This is a genomic window from Pseudoflavonifractor hominis, from assembly GCF_014288125.1.
GTDB classification, from domain to species: Bacteria; Bacillota; Clostridia; order Oscillospirales; family Oscillospiraceae; genus Pseudoflavonifractor_A; species Pseudoflavonifractor_A gallinarum.
In genome coordinates, this window is sequence record NZ_JACOPR010000002.1 from 431,685 (window position 1) to 450,373 (window position 18,689).

Sequence of the window (18,689 nt, forward strand, 5' to 3'; positions counted from 1 at the left end):
GGGCTTAAGTCTCTGCGATTGCAAAGGTCGGTTGTGCCAAAGGCAATGGCGTTTGCCTATGAGGTACCTGGTGAGCCTCGTAGTAAACTGGGTGCTCTTTCCCGACGGCAGTCGAAGTCGCGGGTGCACTGAGGAGGAGGTCCGGAGGGGGAATCGTCCTCGTTCCCCCTCCGGCGTTTTCTTTCCCCCCTCTTTCTTTTTGAAAAGAAAGAGGGGTTCCCGCCGAACAGGCGGCCCGCGCAGCGAGCGCAGCAAATGCCCCCGCCTAGTAGGCGTAATTACGGCTCTTCCTTCAACTCAAAGAGGTTCTTGTGAAAGTCCAGGATCCCCTCCCGACGCATTTTCCCCAGCTCAGCGGAGAGGGCACTGCGGTCCACGGCCAGGTAGTCGGCCAGCCCCTGCCGGTCAAAGGGAATGGCAAAGCGGGCTGTTCCCGCCCGCTGGGCCTGCCAGGACAAATAGGCGAGGACCTTGCTGCGGGTGGTGCGCTGGGAGACCTGGTCGATCTTGCTGCTGAGCAGACGGTTTTTCTGGGCCAGCACGCCCACCAGATTGTGGATCAGCCGGGCGTGGAAGGGGCAGGAGGAGGGACACACCGTCAGAATCCGCTCCACATCCAGGAAGACGATCTCGCTCTCCTCCACCGCCTGGACGCTGACCCCCAGGGGCTCCTCCCCGCAGGCGTAGGCCTCTCCAAAAAGGTCGCCGGGCCCGGCCTGCCCCTGGATGCTCCGGTTGCCCCAGAAGTCGTCCCGCAGGATGTGTACTGCTCCAGAGCGCACCACGCCCACCTCCCGTACAGCGCGGCCCTCCTCCCAGATCATACACCCCTTTTCATAGTGTGCCGACCGGGCCTGGAGACAGTTCCACATAGCCGAGAGCTCCCCGGCGGACACGCCCCGGAAGAGGGGACAGGGGAGAAGGGATGCTGCCAATGATTCCATAATTACCTCCGTTGGATTTCCAACCGCTTTTTTTCTCTTACCATAGTATACTCAGAGCACAAAGTCAAGAAAAAGGCGGCGAAGCCGCCCATCGCTGAGGGAGGAAATCACTATGGTCCGCAAGATCATTCACATCGACGAGGAGGCCTGCAACGGCTGCGGAGCCTGCGCCAAGGCCTGCCACGAGGGGGCCATCGGCATGGTAAACGGCAAGGCCCGCCTGCTGCGGGACGACTACTGCGACGGTCTGGGGGACTGCCTGCCCGCCTGTCCCGTCAATGCTATCACCTTTGTGGAGCGGGAAGCCGTCCCCTACGACCAGGCCGCTGTTCTGGCTCGGCAGGCGGCCGCCAAGGCCGCCCAGTCTGCACCCCTGCCCGGTGGCTGTCCCGGCAGCGCCGCCCGGTCCCTCTCCCGTCCGGCTCGGACGGCCGCGCCTGCTCCCGCCCAGCAGGAGAGTGAGCTCATGCAGTGGCCGGTCCAGATCAAGCTGGTCCCCACCCGGGCCCCCTGGCTGGACGGGGCCAAGCTCCTGGTGGCCGCCGACTGCACTGCCTACGCCTACGCCAACTTCCACCGGGACTTCATCCGTGGAAAAATTACCCTGGTGGGCTGTCCCAAGCTGGACAGCGTGGATTACAGCGAAAAGCTCACCGAAATTCTGGCCAACAACGACATCCAGAGCGTCACCGTGGTGCGCATGGAGGTCCCCTGCTGCGGCGGGATCGAACTGGCGGTCAAGCAGGCCCTCCAGCGCAGCGGCAAATTTCTCCCCTGGCAGGTGGTGACCATCTCCACCCAGGGCGAGATCCTGCCCTGATCTCTCCGCACGTTTCCAAAAACGCTTCCTGGTTTTCCACATACTCCCCGCTCCTTTCACATATAGTTAGCTGTGCATCTGCAAGCGCAGAGGAGTTGTTGCTATGTGAAGGGAAACATGGAAGAGCGGGCCGTACAGCTGGCCTTGTACATCATCGAGCATAAGGCCACTGTCCGTGCCGCCGCCCAGAAGTTTGGCATCAGCAAATCCACGGTACACAAGGACCTGAGCGAACGTCTGCCCGGGTTTAACCGGCCGCTCTACCACCAGGTCAAGCGCGTGCTGGACGAGAACAAGGCCCAGCGGCACATCCGGGGAGGAATTGCCACCCGGGAGAAGTACCGCCACGCCCACCAAGTATGAACACCAGAAAGAACGCCGCCGGCATCTGCCGGCGGCGTTCTCTTGTTCCGTATGGTCTTCTCTTTTACAGGCAGCACAGCAGCACGCCCACCGTCAGACACAGGATGGCCCCGGTGGCGCACAGATCCAGCACCAGGCCTACCCGCTCACTCCACGGGCGGCTGCGGGCCGGTATTTCCTCCCGCATGGGGGTGGGCAGAGAAGGGGCCTCCTCGGGCTCTGAGGCGCACTCCAGCTGGCGGCGGTAGGCCGCCAGGTCCACCACCTTCCCGTCAGGAGACGGGGCGCAGGAGGGGGTGCGGGACCGCCGGGTAAAACATACCCGATCCCCGCCGCTGGCCTGCTCCTCTACCCCGCGAAAGACCGTCACATAGCGGGCATCCATACTCAGATAGGTTGTCTCCATACCGATCCCTCCTGCGTGGCCCTTGCGCGCTGCCCCGGTCCTCCGTCTGTCCCGGGCGGGGCCTTTTCCTTTTGGACGCGGCAGCGGGGCACTTTGTTCCCCTTTGGCAAAAAGAACTTTTGTTCGACAAGATTATACAACATACGTTCGATTCTTGCAAGAGGGATTTCCCCGGTATTGTCCACTTTTTTCTGCTTACCTGTGGAAAAGGCGGGACCCGAAACGGGTCCCGCCTCTTGCTGCAAATTTACTTACCGGTGCTCGCCCCGGCTGTAAGCCACCACGGTACGGCGGTTGGGCTCAGTGCCCACCGAGTAGGTGGTGATGTCGGGGTAGTCCTGAAGCGCAGTGTGGATCACATGGCGCTCATAGGCGTTCATGGGCTCCAGAGTGACGTTGCGGCGGTACTTGACCACCTTACCGGCCACCTTGTTGGCCAGACGCTCCAGAGATTCCTCCCGCTTGGCACGGTAGTGCTCGGCATCCAGATGGATGCGTACCCGCTTGTTCAGGCCGCGGTTGACGGCATAGACGGTGAGCTGCTGGATGGCGTCCAGGGTCTCACCCCGGCGGCCGATGAGGGCCCCCAGGTTGTGGCCCACCAGCTCCACTTGGTAGTTGCCGCGCTCGTCCAGCTCGATGCGGGGCGTGGCCTCCGCACCCATATGGGCCAGCAGGCCGGTGAGGAAGCTGTGGATCCGCTCGGCCGCCTCATCGCCGCTCAGGTCGGCAGCAGGCTCCGCCGCGGGGACAGGCTCAGCCACAGGCTCAGGCTGTACCGGGGCAGCGGCCGGGACCACCTCTTCCACGGGAGGAGCGGAAACCACGGGGGCCTCCTCTACCTCGTCCGGGGCCTCATAGGTCACTTTCACCTTGGCAGGGCAGCTGCCGATGCCCAGAAAACCGGACTTGGCCCGCTCCAGGACCTCCACCGAGACATCGTCCCGGTCCAGGCCCAGCTTGGCCAGGGCCGCCTCTACGGCGGCCTCCTCCGTCTTGCCGGTGCTCTCAATCCATTTCAGCACGGCTTATCCCTCCTTGCTGTCGTCTTCCGGGGAAGTCTCCTCCTCGGACTCCGGGGCATAGGGCGCCTCGGCCACATCGTCTGCGGACTCATTTTCCACCGCGGGAGTCTCCGGTGTGGAAATCTTGGGCTCCTCCACAGGCGTCACAGGTTTCTCTTCTTCCACCACGGGAGTCTGTACCGGCTCCTCAGCCTTCTTTTTGCGGCCGAAGAGGGACTTCTTCTCCTCCTGGGTGTCCTGGGCCTGCTTGGCGTTGTCCCAGTCCCGGTCGGGATCGTGGTAGGGGGTGGGGCCGTCGGGGCTGAAGCGGTTGGGGTCATAGGCCCGGCCACGGGCATAGGAGCGCAGTCCGATGCCGCTGACCGAGATGACGGCGGTATCCTTGTTGTCCTTTTCCATGGACTCCAGGATTTCCTTCTTCTTCTTGCCCTTGGCGTGCTTAGCCTCTTCGATGCGGCGGGCCCGCTCCTCCGCGGCCAGGCGCTTGCGCTCCTTTTCCTCTTCCTTCTCCAGGCGCTCCCGCTCGGCTGCCTTGGCGGCGGCCTCCTCGTAGTCCTTCTTGAGCATCTTGCCGCAGATGAACTCCTGCACCATGGAGAGCAGGTTCTGGATGATCCAGTAGAGACACAGGGCCGCGGGCATGGAGAAGCCGATCCACAGGGAGATCAGAGGCATGGTGATGAGCATGGTCTTCATGGTGGGGTTGTTCTGGGCGTCGGCCGACTGCTTGTTCACCGCGTTGGTCTTCTGGGAGATCAGGGAGAAGATGAAGCCCGACACCGCGGAGATTACGGGCAGCAGGAACAGGGCAAAGCCCCCGCTGATGGTCCAGAACTTGAGCTGGGGCACCAGAGCCAGGTTGAAGATGCCCAGGAAGTCAAAGTTGATGGGGAAGATATTGGCGCCCTCCCCGGCCACGGCCTGGACCGCCGCCATGTTTTCCGGGGTAATGAGGGAGGACAGGTACAGCTGATGATAGCCGCCGTTGTTGAAGGCTTCGCCGGCGGTCTTGATCCAGTTCTGGTCAAAGGCCACCTGGCCCCAGTTGAGCACATCGGCGATGGCGCTCAGATTGTCTACATCCACGTTCATCAGGTAGACCAGAGGCTCGCGGATGATGGAGTAGAGGGGCAGCAGGATGAACAGGGGGATAAAGGACCACAGGCAGCCGCCCATGGGGTTGACCTTTTCCCGCTCATAGAGCTTTTGTACCTCTGCGTTGTAGCGTTCCCGGTCCTTGCCGTACTGCTTTTGCAGCTTCTGCATCTGACCGGAGAGCATGTTCATCTGGATCATGCTCTTCTTGCCCTTGAGCTGGAAGGGGAAGAGGATGATCTTCACCACCAGCGCAAAGAGGATGAGGGCAAGGCCGTAGCTGCCCGTCATCTGATAAAACGTGTTAAGCACCCATACAAAGGGGGAGAGGAGAATTTTCATGTGTCAGCCTCCAAAGTGATAGTCACGCGCGGGATGGGGGCGCTGGGATACATTTGGAAGACAAACGGCTCAGGGAACGGGGTCATACTGGATGCTCTTCTGCCGGTGAAAGGGATGACATTTCAAAATCCGGCGCAGGGCAAGCCAGCCCCCCCTGCACGCGCCGTACTTCTCCACCGCCTCCAGGGCATAGGCCGAGCAGGTGGGGATAAACCGGCAGCAGGGGGGACGCAGCGGGGAAATGTTAGCGCGGTAAAAGCGGATCAGGGCCAAAAGGAGACCCTTCATACGCTCTCCCTCCGGACCAGTCCCAGCTTATCCATGGTCTTGAGAAGCTGCCGCTCGATCTCCCGATAACGGGCAAAGGAGGCACGCACCCGCGCCACCACCACGATGTCATAGCCCACCTGGAACTGCCCCTCATGGAGCCGGTAGGCCTCCCGGATGCGGCGGCGGGTCCGGTTGCGGACCACCGCCTTGCCCACCTTGGTCCCCACGGTCAGGCCCAGCCGGTTCTTCCCCAGCTTGTTCCGGCGGCAGTACACCGCCACACAGGGCGAGACCGCCGACTTTCCCTTGCTGTAGAGCCGACGGAATTCGTGGTTCAATTTGAGCGAGACGGTATCTTTCACGGCGCTTCCCCTTTTTTCTTTCCCGGGGAAGGGAGGACCAGCCTCTTTTCCCCATGATGCTACGCAGGGGCGGTGGGATGAAACTCCCCCGCCCCTTGTTATGACGCTATGCCGTTTGTTTCCCGGAGCGCGAGCTGTTCCAGCTTAGTGGGACAGACGGGCGCGGCCCTTGGCGCGGCGACGAGCCAGCACCTTGCGGCCATTCGCGGTGGCCATGCGCTTACGGAAGCCGTGCACTTTGGAGCGCTGGCGCTTCTTGGGCTGATAGGTACGAACCATTTCCGGTACACCTCCTGTACTTATTCTGGCAGGTTTTCCACCTGCCCGCCACAACGGCCGGATTCCGGCCGCGGTCGTCAAAAGGAAAAATGCTTTACACCAGATAAGGACATGGTGCAATCTGTATTATAGCGTATGAAGAAATGCCCTGTCAACACCATTTTTCTGTCTTTTTGGGCTTCATTTTTTCCACTTTTCCACATCCACGCTATATCTTGTACCCGCTGATCCAGTTTTCCACAACCCTATTTATTATTTTAAAGGTATATGTGGAAAACTCGTTGCCTTGCTGCGGTTTGTCTGGTATAATAAAATGTCAACATATAGAATTGGGGAAATGGACCCTTCCGGCCTCCGGGCCCTCCCATTTCTCCCCCAAGGGGTGGTCTTACTCATGAATTCTCCAGCGGACGTCTGGGCTAAAATACTCTCCCTCATGGAGGCGGACATGACCGCCACCACCATCAACACCTGGTTCGACGACGCCAAGGCCGTCTCCCTGGACGCCAACCGCTTCGTCCTCCACACACCCTCCAATTTCAAGCGGGACATCATCCTCTCCCGCTATCTTCCCTCCATCAAAAAGGCCCTCCACGAGCTCTTTTCCTCCGAATTTGACGTGGTGGTCTTGGGCGAGGGCGAGCTGCAGGAGTTCACCGAGACCGCCAAGCCGGTGGACGACGGCTCCTTCATGCCCGGCACCGAGGACTATACCTTTGAGCGCTTCGTCGTGGGCTCTTCCAATAAATTTGCCCACGCCGCCGCCCTGGCCGTGGCCGAAAACCCCGCCCACAGCTATAACCCCCTCTTCATCTACGGGGAATCCGGTCTGGGCAAGACCCACCTGCTCTACGCCATCGCCCACCGGATCCACCAGAACCACCCGGACTTCCGGGTCATCTACCTGAAGGGGGACACCTTCACCAACGAGCTGGTCCAAGCCATCCGGGAGGGCCGCAACGAGGAATTCCGGGAGAAATACCGCTCTGCCGACGTCTTCCTCATGGACGACGTGCAGTTCATCGCCGGACGGGAGTCTACCCAGGAGGAGATGTTCCACACCTTCAACACCCTCTATGAGGCCGGACGCCAGATCGTCTTTACCGCAGACCGTCCCCCCAAGGAGATGCTGCGCCTGGACGACCGGCTGCGCACCCGGTTCGAGTGGGGCCTGCCCGTGGACATCCAGCCCCCCGACTACGAGACCCGGGTGGCCATCATCAAAAACAAGGCCATCCGCCGGGGCATGAACCTGCCCGAGCCCGTCCTCCAGTATATCGCGGACAACATCACCTCCAATGTACGCCAGATCGAGGGCACCGTCAACAAAATCCTGGCCTTCCAGGAGCTGATGGGGGAGAGCGTGGACGTGGACACCGTCATCCGCGCCGTCCGGGACATGTGCAAGGACAAGGCCGATTTTCTCCCCTCTCCCGATGTCATCATCGAAGAGGTGTGCAAGTTCTATAACATCGAAAACGACGCCCTCCGGGGACAGGGCCGCACCAAGGACACCGCGCTCGCCCGGCAGATCGCCATGTACCAGATCCGCCGCATGACCAATCTCTCCCTCAAGGAGATCGGTAAGGAATTTGAGGGCCGGGACCACACCACCGTCATGCACTCCATCGACCGGGTGGAAAAACTCATGAAGACTAACCCCGAGGTGGCCGAGATCATCAAAGATCTCAACTCCAATATCAACGCCCGCTACGACAATTAAAGCCCCCTTTTCCACCCCGCAGACCCACTGTGTGGAGGGAGCGGCGGCCCGCCGCCGCGGCGATTTTCCACTTTTCCACATCTCCACCGCAAATTGTGGGCTTGTGGACAATTCCCTGTGGAAAACCTGCGGCCGCCCAAAAGGAGTGTGGAAAGCCCCCTTTTTTATCCACACCCCCTGTGGACGGGCAAATCTTAGCGCCGCAAGCAAAACATCCACTTTTCCACATAATTTTCCCCTACTGCTATTACTACGAACTTATTACCCTCTCCTTTTCTCCCCATCGGAGGCCAGGAGCACCGAAACGGAGGTCCCATCTCAATGAAATTCTCCTGCGAAAAAGCCCTTCTTCAGGCAGCCATCAGCACAACGTCACGTGCTGTGTCTCCAAAGAGCTCCATTCCAGCTCTGGAAGGTATCCTGTTAGAAGCCGATCAGGAACTCAGACTCACCGGCTACAATCTGGAAACCGGTATCCGCACCACCGTACCCGCCGAAATCCGCGCCAAGGGTACCCTCGTCCTGGGGGCGCGTCTTTTCGGGGAGATCATTCGTAAGCTCCCCGACGACATTGTAGAATTTACCGCCGAGCACTACATGGTCAACATCAAATGCGGCATGAGCGAATTCAACATTCTGGGCACCGACCCGGAAGAATTTCCAGAACTTCCCACTGTTGAGTACCAAAACTCCCTGGAAATTGGGCAAAATAAGCTAAAATCCATGATTTCCCAGACCCTCTTTGCCGTCAGCGACAACGAGAGCCGCCCCATCCACACCGGCTCCCTCTTTGAAGTGGGCCAGGACGGCCTCACCATCGTATCGGTGGACGGTTACCGGTTGGCCCTGCGGCACGAGAGCATCGAAAAAAAGGAAGGAGCGGAAGAATTTTCCTTTGTTGTGCCCGGCGCCGCCCTCTCTGAGGTGGAAAAAATCTGCTCCGATGTGGAAGAACCGGCCTCGATCACCCAGGGTGCCCGCCATGTCATGTTCAAAGTGGGGGAGACCATGCTGGTCTCCCGCCGGTTGGAGGGCGAATTCCTGGCCTACCGCCAGGCCATCCCCCGCAACAATTCCATCAAGGTAGAGGGAGACACCCGTGCCCTCCTCTCCTCCATCGACCGTGTCTCCCTCATCATCAGTGATAAACTAAAAAGCCCACTTCGCTGCGTTTTTGAGCAAAATATGCTGAAAATCAGTACAAAAACGGCCATTGGAGACGCAGCCGACCAGTGCCCCATCGACGGGGACGGCGGCGGTCTGGAGATCGGCTTCAACAACCGCTATCTCATGGACGCCCTGAAGGCGGCCCCCGCCGACCGGGTCCGGCTGGAGCTGACCACCAGCGTGTCCCCCTGCGTCATCCTGCCCGCCGAGGGAGAAGAAAACTTTCTGTATATGGTCCTGCCCGTCCGCCTGAAGGCCGGGGAGTAAGGGAGAGCCGCACGGGGACGCATAATTATGCAGTCCCGTGCAGGAGAAAGGAAGCACACATGCAAGAAAAGGAAGTAGCCATTACCACTGAATTCATCAAACTGGAGGCCTTTCTCAAGTTTGCCGGGGCCGTGTCCACCGGTGGAGAGGCCAAGAACCTGATCCAGGACAGCCTGGTGCGGGTCAACGGCGAGGTCTGCACCATGCGGGGCAAGAAGCTGCGTCCCGGTGACACCGTGGAGCTGCGGAACGACCGGCTGACCGTGCGATGATGGTCCGCACCCTGGAGCTGGAGGGGTTTCGCAATTACCGCTCCTTTTCCGCCGACTTCGCCCCGGGCGTCAACGTGATCTACGGGGAGAACGCCCAGGGCAAGACCAATCTGCTGGAGGCGGTACGCTACCTCTCCGGGGCGCCCTCTCACCGGGCCAGGAGCGAGGGGGAGCTCATCGGCTTCGACGTTCCCTCCGCCCGCATCTGCGCCCAGCTGGAGAGCCGGGGGCGGGACTTCAAGGTGGAGGTACAGCTGACCCGGGGCCGGCGCCGGCGGATGACCTCCAACGGCGTGCGGCTCAAGACGGCGGGGGAGCTGTCCGAGCGGCTGCACACCGTGCTCTTCTGTCCGGAGGACCTGATGCTCATCCGGGCCGGGAGCGCCGAGCGCAGGCGTTTTCTGGACCAGTCCCTCTGTCAGCTGCGCCCCCGGTATGCCGCCGCCCTGGCCGAGTATAACCGTCTCCACGAGCACAAGCGGCGCATCCTCCGGGACTGGGAGGAGAAGCCCTCTCTCCTGGACCTGCTGCCCGAGTTCAATGACCGCATGGCCCGCTGCGGGGCGATTCTGATCCACTACCGGGCCCATTTTATCCGCAAGCTGGCCCAGTTTGCCGCCCCCATCCACGCGGAATTCTCGGGGGAGCGGGAGAAGATGACCCTCTCCTATGAGACGGTCAAGACGGTGGCGGACCCCCTGATCCCCACCCGGGAGATCTATCCCAGGCTGCTGGAGCACCAGGAGAGCCACCGCCGGGCCGAGCTGGAGAGCCGCACCTGTCTCTCCGGGCCCCACAAGGACGACCTGCTGGTCTCCATCGACGGGCGCAGCGCCAAGCAGTTTGCCTCTCAGGGACAGACCCGCACCGCGGCCCTCTCCCTCAAGCTGGCCGAGCGGGAGCTCCACCAGGAGGACATGGGGGAGTGGCCAGTGCTGCTGCTGGACGATGTGCTCTCCGAGCTGGACCAGCGCCGGCGGGACTTCGTGCTCCGGCGCATCCGGGGCGGACAGGTCTTCATCACCTGCTGTGAGGAGGAGGCTCTGGACGGCCTGGGGGAGGGGAGGACCTTCCACATCCGCGCCGGCGCGCTGGCCGACTAGCCCTCGCCGGGAGAGAGGAACGCAATATGATCCTAGTGCTCTTTACGCTGCTGCCCCTGCTGCTGGGGGCGGCGCTGGAATATACCGTCTGCCGCCTCACCATGCGGGAGACGGGACGGGGATGGCGTCTGCTGCGGCTCTTACGCCTCCTTCCGCCCCTCGGGCTGCTGGGGATCGCCTGGGCCATCGGGGCGGGGCGCTGGCGCCTCTGGCAGAGCCAGCAGGTCTCCCCATTGACCCAGATCATTCTGTTTCCCGGCGTGCCCGCCCTCTTTGCCCTGCTGGGTATGGCGCTGGGCTGGCGGATCTTCCGCCGCCGCTGGAGTCCCCGAATTGTAGAGGAGGAATAGCGCCGTGTATCTGCATCTGGGCCAGTCCGTGGTGGTCCCCTTCCGGGACGTGGTGGGGATCTTTGATCTGGACAACACCACCGCCTCTCACCGCACCCGCAGTTTCCTCACCCGGGCCGAGAAGGAGGGACGGGTGGTCAACGTGTCCGAGGATCTGCCCAAGTCCTTCGTGCTCTGCGTGGGGAGGGACGGCAGGCGGACCGTCTACATCTCCCAGCTCTCGCCGGCCACACTGCTGCGCCGGGCCGAGAGCAATACCTTTGATACCTGAGGTCCGTTCTGCCCCCAACGGGGCGGCGCGCCCCTTTTATCCGGAAGCGCGATTCCGGGGAGCTCTCCCGGAAGCGCTTCCCGTGTTTTGTTATTTCCCATCCCAAACTGGAGGTTTTACATTATGTCTGAAGAACTGGAACTGAATTCGACCCAGGTGGACCACGAGTACACCGGCTCCGAGATCCAGGTCCTGGAGGGTCTGGAGGCGGTGCGCAAGCGCCCGGGCATGTATATCGGCTCCACCTCCTCCTCCGGCCTGCACCATCTGGTGTACGAGATCGTGGACAACGCCATCGACGAGGCCCTGGCCGGCTACTGTGACGATATCTCGGTCACCATCCAGGAGGGGGACGTGATCCGCGTCACCGACAACGGCCGCGGTATCCCCGTGGATGTCCAGCCCCAGACCGGCAAGCCCGCCCTGGAGGTGGTGTTCACCATCCTGCACGCCGGCGGCAAGTTCGGCGGCGGCGGCTACAAGGTCTCGGGCGGCCTGCACGGCGTGGGTGCCAGCGTGGTCAACGCCCTCTCGGAGTGGCTGGAGGTCCAGGTCCACAAGGACGGCAAGATCTATGAGATGAAGTTCTCCCGGGGCCATGTGACCCAGGACATGACCGTAGTGGGGGAGACCGACCGCCACGGCACAGTGGTCACCTTCAAGCCCGACCCCGAGATGTTCGAGGACACGGTGTACGACTACGATATCCTCCACACCCGCATGCGGGAGGAGGCCTTCCTCAACGCCGGCGTGCGCATCCGCACCGCGGACGAGCGTCCCGGGCAGGAGCAGGAAGACACCATGCACTACGCCGGCGGTATCCGGGAGTTTGTGACCTACATCAACCGGAACAAGACCCCCCTCCACGGTGATGTGATCTACATTGCCGGCCAGAAGGACGACGCCATGGCCGAGGTGGCCTTCCAGTACAACGACGGCTACAACGAGAACATCGTCTCCTTCGCCAACAACGTCCACACCCCGGAGGGCGGCATGCACGAGACCGGCTTCAAGACCGCTCTGACCCGGGTGCTCAACAACTACGGCCTGCAGAAGGGCATCCTGAAAAACGACGACAAGGTCTCCGGCGAGGACTGCCGCGAGGGCATCACCTGCGTCATCTCGGTCAAGCTTACCAACGCCCAGTTTGAGGGCCAGACCAAGGCCAAGCTGGGCAACAGCGAGATCCGTACCCTGGTGGACTCCATCGTCTCGGACCGCCTGGCCGAGTACCTGGAGGAGAACCCCGCCGTGGGCAAGATCATCCTGGAGAAGGCCATGACCGCCAACCGGGCCCGGGAGGCTGCCCGCCGCGCCCGGGAGAACATCCGCCGGAAGAACGCTCTGGACGGGGCCACCCTCCCCGGCAAGCTGGCCGACTGCTATGAGCGGGACGCCTCTCTCACTGAGATCTACATCGTCGAGGGTGACTCGGCCGGCGGCAGCGCCAAGCAGGGCCGGGACTCCCGCTTCCAGGCCATCCTTCCCCTGTGGGGCAAGATGCTCAACGTGGAGAAGGCCCGGGCCGACAAGGTCTACGGAAACGACAAGCTCACCCCCGTCATCACCGCCCTGGGCGCCGGCATCGGGGAGGACTTTGACGCTGAGAAGCTCCGCTACCACAAGGTGGTCATCATGGCCGATGCCGACGTGGACGGCGCCCACATCCGCACGCTGCTGCTGACCTTCTTCTTCCGCTTCATGCGCCCCCTTATCGACAAGGGCTATGTGTACGCCGCTGTGCCCCCCCTGTACAAGCTGGTGCGGGGCAAGACCACCCGTGTGGCCTTCTCCGATGAGGAGCGGGATGCCATCTCCGCTGAGATGCGGGGCGGCAATCCCAACGTGAAGGTGGAGATCAGCCGCTTCAAGGGCCTGGGCGAGATGGACCCCCATGAGCTGTGGGAGACCACCATGAACCCCCAGACCCGTACCCTCAAGCGCATCACTATGGCAGACGCCGTCAAGGCCGACGAGATCTTCACCCTCCTCATGGGCGAGAAGGTGGAGCCCCGCCGGGAGTATATCGAGCGCAATGCCAGCAAGGCCATGAACCTGGACTACTGATGCCCAGCCCGGCGGGGAGCGGAAAGCCCCGCCGGAACCATCTATCTCTTGAACGGAGTTGAGCTTTTTGGCGAGCAATAACGATTATCAGACCAAAGATATCACCTTTCCCGATCAGAAGATCGTGGAGATCAATCTGGAGCATGAGATGCAGGACGCGTACATCGAGTACGCCATGTCGGTCATCGTGGGCCGGGCCCTGCCCGACGTGCGGGACGGCCTCAAGCCTGTCCACCGGCGCATTCTCTACTCCATGTATGAGAGCGGCCTGACCAGCGACAAGGCCTTCAAGAAGTCGGCCACCTGCGTGGGCGACGTGCTGGGTAAGTACCACCCCCACGGCGACCAGAGCGTCTATGACGCCCTGGTCCGTCTGGCCCAGGACTTCTCCATGCGCTATCCTCTGGTGGACGGCCACGGAAACTTCGGCTCGGTGGACGGCGATCCCCCGGCCGCCTACCGTTACACCGAGGCCCGCATGGCAAAGATCGCAAACGAGATGCTGCGGGACATCGAGAAGGAGACCGTGGACTGGGACCCCAACTTTGACGAGTCCCTGAAGGAACCCCGGGTCATCCCCTCCCGCTTCCCCAACCTTCTGGTGAACGGCTCCTCCGGCATCGCCGTGGGCATGACCACCAACATCCCGCCCCACAACCTGCGGGAGGTTATCGACGCCACCATCTGCGTGCTGGACAACCCCGAGGCCGAGCTGGACGACCTCATGGAGCACATCAAGGGCCCCGACTTCCCCACCAAGGGCATCATCATGGGCCGCAGCGGCATCCGGGCGGCCTACGCCACCGGTAAGGGCCACATCCGGGTGCGCGCCCGCACCGAGATGGAGGAGTTCGGCAACAACCGTACCCGCATCATCGTGACCGAGCTGCCCTATCAGGTGAACAAATCCCGCCTGGTGGAGAATATCGCCGACCAAGTCCACGACAAGCGTCTGGAGGGAATCTCCGGCCTGCGGGACGAGTCGGACGGCAAGAAGGGCATGCGCATCGTCATCGAGCTCAAGAAGGATGCCAATCCCCAGGTGGTGCTCAACCGGCTCTTTGCCCAGACCCAGATGCAGACCACCTTTGCCATCGTCATGCTGGCTCTGGTCAACAACCAGAAGCAGCCCAAGATCCTCACCCTACGCCAGATCCTGGACGAGTACATCGCCTTCCAGGAGGAGGTCATCACCCGGCGCACCATCTTTGACCGCCGCAAAGCGGAGGAGCGGGCCCATCTCCTCAAGGGCCTGCTCATTGCCCAGGACAACATCGACGAGGTCATCCGCATCATCCGCTCCCGGTACGATGACGCTAAGGAGAAGCTGATGGAGCGGTTCGGCCTGGACGAGGTCCAGGCCCAGGCCATCCTGGATATGCAGCTCAAGCGGCTCCAGGGCCTGGAGAAGGAGAAGCTGGAGGCCGAGTACGCCGAGCTCATGAAGAAGATCGCCTATTATAACGAGCTGCTCTCCAACGAGCAGATGCTCCGGGGCGTCCTCAAGGAGGAGCTCACCGAGATCCGCAACAAGTACGGCGACGAGCGCAAGACCGAGATCGGCTTCGTGGAGGACGACATCGACATCGAGGACCTGATCGAGGAGGAGGAGTGCGTCTTTACCCTCACCTCCGCCGGTTACATCAAGCGTCTGCCCGCCTCCACTTACCGGGCTCAGCGCCGGGGCGGCAAGGGCATCTCGGCCCAGACCCTCAAGGAGGAGGACATGGTGGAGACCGTGTTCACCGCCTCCACCCACGATTTCATCCTCTTCTTCACCAACAAGGGCCGGGTCCACCGGAAGAAGGGCTATCAGATCCCGGAGGCGGGCCGCACCGCCAAGGGCACCAACATCGTCAATGTCCTGCCCGTGGAGAGCGACGAGAAGGTCACCGCCATGATTCACCTGCGGGAGTTCCCGGAGGACCGCTATCTGGTCATGGTGACCCGCAACGGCACCGTCAAGCGGCTCCAGCTCTCCTCCATCAACACCGCCCGCAAGGCGGGCATCCGCTGCATCACCCTGGACGAGGGGGACGAGCTCATCGCCGTGCGGGAGACCGACGGGGAGCAGGCCGTGCTCATCGTCACCCACGAGGGTATGGCCATCTGCTTCAAGGAGACCGACGTGCGCTGCATGGGCCGGGACGCCTACGGCGTGCGCGGCATCAAGCTGCGGGACGGGGACTATGTGGTGGCGGCCGCCCGGGCCAAGCGGGACCACCAGGTGCTCATGATCACCGAGAACGGCTTTGGCAAGCGCACCGAGATGGACGAGTATATCCGCGCTGACGGACCCCAGAACCGCGGCGGCTACGGCCTGAAGGGCTACCAAGTCACCGACAAGACCGGACCCATCGCGGCCATGAAGGTGGTCAACGAGAATGACGACATCCTCATCATCTCGGACGACGGCACCATCATCCGCACCCATGCCGTGGGCATCAACGTCTATTCCCGTACCGCCCAGGGCGTGAAGGTCATGAATCTGAGCGAGGGTGTGAAGGTCATCTCCATCGCCCGCACCGAGCGGGAAGAGGAGGAGGAGACCGTTCTCCCGCCTGCCGGTGAGGAGGGCGAGAGCACTCCGAAGGCCGCTCCCCAGGAGACGGAGGAGTAATCGGATATGCGTGAAAAGAAGACCATGAGCCGGGGGGCCAAGCAGGCCCTGGTGGAAGGGCTCATCATGGCGGTGCTGGCCGTACTGGGCGCCATCTACGGCGTGCCTAAGCTGGGAATGTTCGGCGTGGTGTGGGTGGTGGCCGCCGGGGCCATTGCCCTGGTGGACCTCTACCGGGCCCTCATCAAGAGCCGCCGGGTGGGACGGAATGCGCCCACTGCCCCGGCCGCTGCAAAGCCCGCCGCGCCTCAGGCCGCCCCCGTGGAGCCTTCCGCTCCGCCCGTCCCGGAACAGCCGGAGCAGGCGGAGGAGCGCCTGCGCAAGCTCCAGTCCCTCCGGGACGAGGGGCTCATCACCCCGGAGGAGTATGAGCAGAAGCGGCAGGAGGTCCTCCGGGATCTGTAAGAGGAGTTTTCATGAAGCAAGTGACCATCTATACGGACGGAGCCTGTTCCGGAAATCCCGGACCGGGCGGGTGGGGGGCCATCCTCCAGTATGGCCCCCACAGGAAGGAGCTCTCCGGCGGTGAGGCCCAGACCACCAACAACCGCATGGAGCTCACCGGAGTCATCACGGCCCTCCAGGCGCTGAAAGAGCCCTGTGAGGTGGATCTCTATTCCGACTCGAAATATGTCCTGGACGCCCTGGAAAAGGGCTGGGCCAAGGGCTGGCGTGCCCGGGGTTGGGTGAAGTCCGACAAGAAGCCCGCCCTCAATTCCGACCTGTGGGCGGTGCTGCTGGACCTGTGTGACTATCATACGGTCCATCTCCACTGGGTGAAGGGCCACGCCGAGAATCCCTTCAACAACCGCTGTGACGAGCTGGCGGTGGCCGAGAGCCGGAAATTCCGGTAGGGGAGGGCGCCTGCCCGCGGGAGCGCGCCTATTCGGCGGGAACCCCTCTTTCTTACGGAAAAGAAAGCGGTGCCCCCGCCGGGTAGGCTCGCTATCCTAAGCGAAGAAAAAGAGAGAGGATCGTCTTTTTGGACGATCCTCTCTTTTTCTTGGTATCTTACCCTTCCACCGGTTTGATGGGGCGGCAGGGGTTGCCCACGGCCACAACACCCTCCGGGATGTCATGGACCACCACGCTTCCCGCACCAATGACGCTGTTGCTGCCGATGGTGACGCCGGGGAGCACGGTGACTCCTCCGCCGATCCACACATTATCGCCCACGGTGATGGGCTTGGCCCACTCCAGGCCGGCGTTTCGGGTGGCGGGGTCCATGGGATGTCCGGCGGTATAGAAGCCGCAGTTGGGGGCGATGAACACGTTATCCCCAAAGGTCACCGGGGCGCAGTCCAGAATGACCAGATTGTGGTTGGCATAGAAGTGCTCCCCCAGGGTGATGTGATAGCCGTAGTCACACCAGAAGGAGGGTTCGATGGTAAAGTGTGTGCCGGTGCGGCCCAGAATGGTGCGCAGGAGGGCATTTCTGGCCTGCTGCTGGAGCGGGGGGATCTGGTTTGCCTGGTGGCACAGCTCCTTACAGCGGCTACGCTGTGCCTCGAGAGCGGGGTCTGTGGCGTCGTAGAGCAGGCCGGAGGCCATTTTTTCCTGTTCCGTCATGGGAGTTCCTCCTCCGTTGAAGTTAAGAGAAACGCTGCGCTCCACCGGGAGGGCGGAGCGCAGCGGGAAGAATCATTCGGCTTTGGGTGCGCCGCCCTCACCCTTGGGGCGGTTTCCACGGGGACGGCGGTACCGGCGGCGGGGCTTCTTGGTGCTCTCCTGTCCCTCGCCGCCCTCCTGGGCGGGTGCAGACTCGGCGTGCTCCTTTGCCTCCTTGGCCGGGGCGGGCCGCTCACTCTTTGGCTTGGGGGGCCGGGCGGGCCGCTCCGTTCGGGGCTTGTCCCCGCGGGCCTCCTTGGCAGGCGCCTCCTCCCCCTGGGGCTTGGCTGCCTGTGCGGGCTTTTTGCTCCGGGAGCGGCGGCGGCGGGAACGCTTCTCGCCCTCACTGCCCTCTTCCGGAGCCGGGGCAGCGGGCTTGGGCTCCTCTGCCAGGGTCAGATTGGCCAGGGCGGCAGAGAGACGGTCCTCCTCACTCTCGGGGGGAGCGGTCACCTTGCGGAGCTTGGCCAACTCCTCGGGGGGCGGGGCTACATAGCCCTCGGGCCGCTTGCCCTTGCCGTTGCGGACCACGCAGATCTCACAGTTGTGATAGCAGCGGGGATTTTCCGGCTCGTCATCCAGGCGGACCTTCACGGTCTCCCGCAGGAGGTTGACCTGCGAGACCGTACCCACGCCGTCGGGGGTCTCCACAAAGGACTCGTTCTTGGGCATGCGCTTGACGGCGTCCTCATAGGCGTCCTGCTCATACTTCAGGCAGCACATGAGCCGGCCGCAGGTGCCCGAGATCTTGGTGGGGTTGAGGGAGAGGCTCTGGGTCTTGGCCATCTTGATGGAGACGGGCTGAAAATCGTCCAGGAAGCCGCAGCAGCAGAAGGGCCGCCCGCAGATGCCCAGACCGCCCAGCATCTTGGCCTCGTCCCGCACGCCGATCTGGCGCAGCTCGATGCGGGTGTGGAACACGCTGGCCAGATCCTTTACCAGGGCCCGGAAGTCCACCCGGCACTCGCTGGTGAAGAAAAAGAGGATCTTGTTGCCGTCAAAGTTGTATTCCACGTCCACCAGCTTCATGTCCAGCCCGTGGTCGGCAATCTTCTCCTGGCAGATGCGGAAGGCCCGCTCCTCCTTTTCATGGTTGCGCCGTACAGTCTCCAGATCCTTGGGGGTGGCGATGCGGACCAGGGGACGCAGAGGCTGCACCACGGCGGAGTCCTCCACCATGGTGTTGGCCTGAACGCACTCGCCGTATTCCACGCCCCGGGAGGTCTCGATGATGACCCCCTGTCCGGCCTGGACCTGGGTGCCCTTTGGATCGAAATAGTATTGTTTGCCCCCGCTCTTAAAGCGGACGCCAATGATTTCCGTCATAGTTGGAAC

Annotated in this window: 21 protein-coding genes; 12 read left to right on the plus strand and 9 right to left on the minus strand. The window is 62.4% G+C overall.

The window, feature by feature from the left end:
* Positions 1-278: 278 nt before the first annotated feature.
* Complete coding sequence (locus H8S34_RS04835) at positions 279-944, minus strand: Crp/Fnr family transcriptional regulator (protein ID WP_186963195.1); 666 nt, start codon at positions 942-944, stop codon at positions 279-281.
* Positions 945-1,056: 112 nt separating this feature from the next.
* On the opposite strand from H8S34_RS04835, the gene H8S34_RS04840 reads away from it, so the two are divergent.
* Together H8S34_RS04840 and spoIIID are read left to right on the plus strand one after the other, a co-directional pair.
* Positions 1,057-1,764 (plus strand): ATP-binding protein, encoded by a 708-nt coding sequence (locus tag H8S34_RS04840; protein ID WP_186963196.1) that lies wholly within the window; start codon positions 1,057-1,059, stop codon positions 1,762-1,764.
* Positions 1,765-1,869: 105 nt separating this feature from the next.
* Positions 1,870-2,127: a sporulation transcriptional regulator SpoIIID gene (gene spoIIID, locus H8S34_RS04845; RefSeq protein WP_101692558.1), complete on the plus strand. Its 258-nt coding sequence runs from the start codon at positions 1,870-1,872 to the stop codon at positions 2,125-2,127.
* A 64-nt stretch (positions 2,128-2,191) separates the two neighbouring features.
* Here the strand turns inward: spoIIID and H8S34_RS04850 are convergent, their stop codons facing one another.
* The 6 genes from H8S34_RS04850 to rpmH form a co-directional block, all read right to left on the minus strand.
* On the minus strand, positions 2,192-2,533 hold the full coding sequence (locus H8S34_RS04850) for a hypothetical protein (RefSeq protein WP_186963197.1): 342 nt from the start codon (positions 2,531-2,533) through the stop codon (positions 2,192-2,194).
* Positions 2,534-2,784: 251 nt separating this feature from the next.
* On the minus strand, positions 2,785-3,558 hold the full coding sequence (gene jag, locus H8S34_RS04855) for an RNA-binding cell elongation regulator Jag/EloR (protein ID WP_186963198.1): 774 nt from the start codon (positions 3,556-3,558) through the stop codon (positions 2,785-2,787).
* Between the two features lie 3 nt (positions 3,559-3,561).
* Complete coding sequence (locus H8S34_RS04860) at positions 3,562-4,995, minus strand: YidC/Oxa1 family membrane protein insertase (RefSeq protein WP_101692561.1); 1,434 nt, start codon at positions 4,993-4,995, stop codon at positions 3,562-3,564.
* A gap of 69 nt (positions 4,996-5,064) precedes the next feature.
* Positions 5,065-5,283: a membrane protein insertion efficiency factor YidD gene (gene yidD, locus H8S34_RS04865; RefSeq protein WP_101692562.1), complete on the minus strand. Its 219-nt coding sequence runs from the start codon at positions 5,281-5,283 to the stop codon at positions 5,065-5,067.
* Positions 5,280-5,627 (minus strand): ribonuclease P protein component, encoded by a 348-nt coding sequence (gene rnpA / locus H8S34_RS04870; protein ID WP_101692563.1) that lies wholly within the window; start codon positions 5,625-5,627, stop codon positions 5,280-5,282. The genes yidD and rnpA overlap by 4 nt, the downstream gene beginning before the upstream one ends.
* 144 nt (positions 5,628-5,771) lie before the next feature.
* A complete protein-coding gene (rpmH, locus tag H8S34_RS04875; RefSeq protein ID WP_087261554.1) occupies positions 5,772-5,906 on the minus strand; it encodes a 50S ribosomal protein L34 in 135 nt (44 codons plus the stop codon).
* A 394-nt stretch (positions 5,907-6,300) separates the two neighbouring features.
* Here rpmH and dnaA point away from each other — a divergent pair, with 394 nt between their 5' ends.
* From dnaA to rnhA, 10 genes are all read left to right on the plus strand, one after another.
* Positions 6,301-7,629 carry a chromosomal replication initiator protein DnaA gene (gene dnaA, locus H8S34_RS04880; RefSeq protein WP_101692564.1) on the plus strand — a complete coding sequence of 443 codons (1,329 nt, stop codon included), beginning with the start codon at positions 6,301-6,303 and terminating at the stop codon, positions 7,627-7,629.
* 321 nt (positions 7,630-7,950) lie between these two features.
* Positions 7,951-9,063, plus strand: a complete 1,113-nt coding sequence (gene dnaN / locus H8S34_RS04885; RefSeq protein WP_186963199.1) for a DNA polymerase III subunit beta — start codon at positions 7,951-7,953, stop codon at positions 9,061-9,063.
* A gap of 59 nt (positions 9,064-9,122) precedes the next feature.
* A complete protein-coding gene (locus H8S34_RS04890; protein WP_101692566.1) occupies positions 9,123-9,335 on the plus strand; it encodes an RNA-binding S4 domain-containing protein in 213 nt (70 codons plus the stop codon).
* A complete protein-coding gene (gene recF, locus H8S34_RS04895; RefSeq protein WP_186963200.1) occupies positions 9,332-10,438 on the plus strand; it encodes a DNA replication/repair protein RecF in 1,107 nt (368 codons plus the stop codon). Before H8S34_RS04890 ends, recF begins: the two co-directional genes overlap by 4 nt.
* 26 nt (positions 10,439-10,464) lie before the next feature.
* On the plus strand, positions 10,465-10,788 hold the full coding sequence (locus H8S34_RS04900) for a Tat pathway signal protein (RefSeq protein ID WP_101692568.1): 324 nt from the start codon (positions 10,465-10,467) through the stop codon (positions 10,786-10,788).
* A 4-nt stretch (positions 10,789-10,792) separates the two neighbouring features.
* Positions 10,793-11,059, plus strand: a complete 267-nt coding sequence (remB, locus tag H8S34_RS04905; RefSeq protein WP_101692569.1) for an extracellular matrix regulator RemB — start codon at positions 10,793-10,795, stop codon at positions 11,057-11,059.
* Positions 11,060-11,182: 123 nt separating this feature from the next.
* The gene (gyrB, locus tag H8S34_RS04910; RefSeq protein ID WP_101692570.1) at positions 11,183-13,126 is read left to right on the plus strand and encodes a DNA topoisomerase (ATP-hydrolyzing) subunit B; all 1,944 of its coding nucleotides are present in this window, start codon (positions 11,183-11,185) and stop codon (positions 13,124-13,126) included.
* 67 nt (positions 13,127-13,193) lie between these two features.
* Positions 13,194-15,746, plus strand: coding sequence for a DNA gyrase subunit A (gyrA, locus tag H8S34_RS04915; RefSeq protein ID WP_279287836.1), 2,553 nt, complete (start codon positions 13,194-13,196; stop codon positions 15,744-15,746).
* Between the two features lie 6 nt (positions 15,747-15,752).
* A complete protein-coding gene (locus H8S34_RS04920; protein ID WP_101692571.1) occupies positions 15,753-16,151 on the plus strand; it encodes an SHOCT domain-containing protein in 399 nt (132 codons plus the stop codon).
* An 11-nt stretch (positions 16,152-16,162) separates the two neighbouring features.
* Positions 16,163-16,600 carry a ribonuclease HI gene (gene rnhA, locus H8S34_RS04925; RefSeq protein WP_101692572.1) on the plus strand — a complete coding sequence of 146 codons (438 nt, stop codon included), beginning with the start codon at positions 16,163-16,165 and terminating at the stop codon, positions 16,598-16,600.
* A 157-nt stretch (positions 16,601-16,757) separates the two neighbouring features.
* On the opposite strand, the gene H8S34_RS04930 is transcribed toward rnhA, so the two are convergent.
* On the minus strand, positions 16,758-17,315 hold the full coding sequence (locus H8S34_RS04930) for a sugar O-acetyltransferase (protein ID WP_101692573.1): 558 nt from the start codon (positions 17,313-17,315) through the stop codon (positions 16,758-16,760).
* A 72-nt stretch (positions 17,316-17,387) separates the two neighbouring features.
* The gene (locus H8S34_RS15425; protein WP_186963201.1) at positions 17,388-18,680 is read right to left on the minus strand and encodes a regulatory iron-sulfur-containing complex subunit RicT; all 1,293 of its coding nucleotides are present in this window, start codon (positions 18,678-18,680) and stop codon (positions 17,388-17,390) included.
* Positions 18,681-18,689 lie beyond the last annotated feature (9 nt).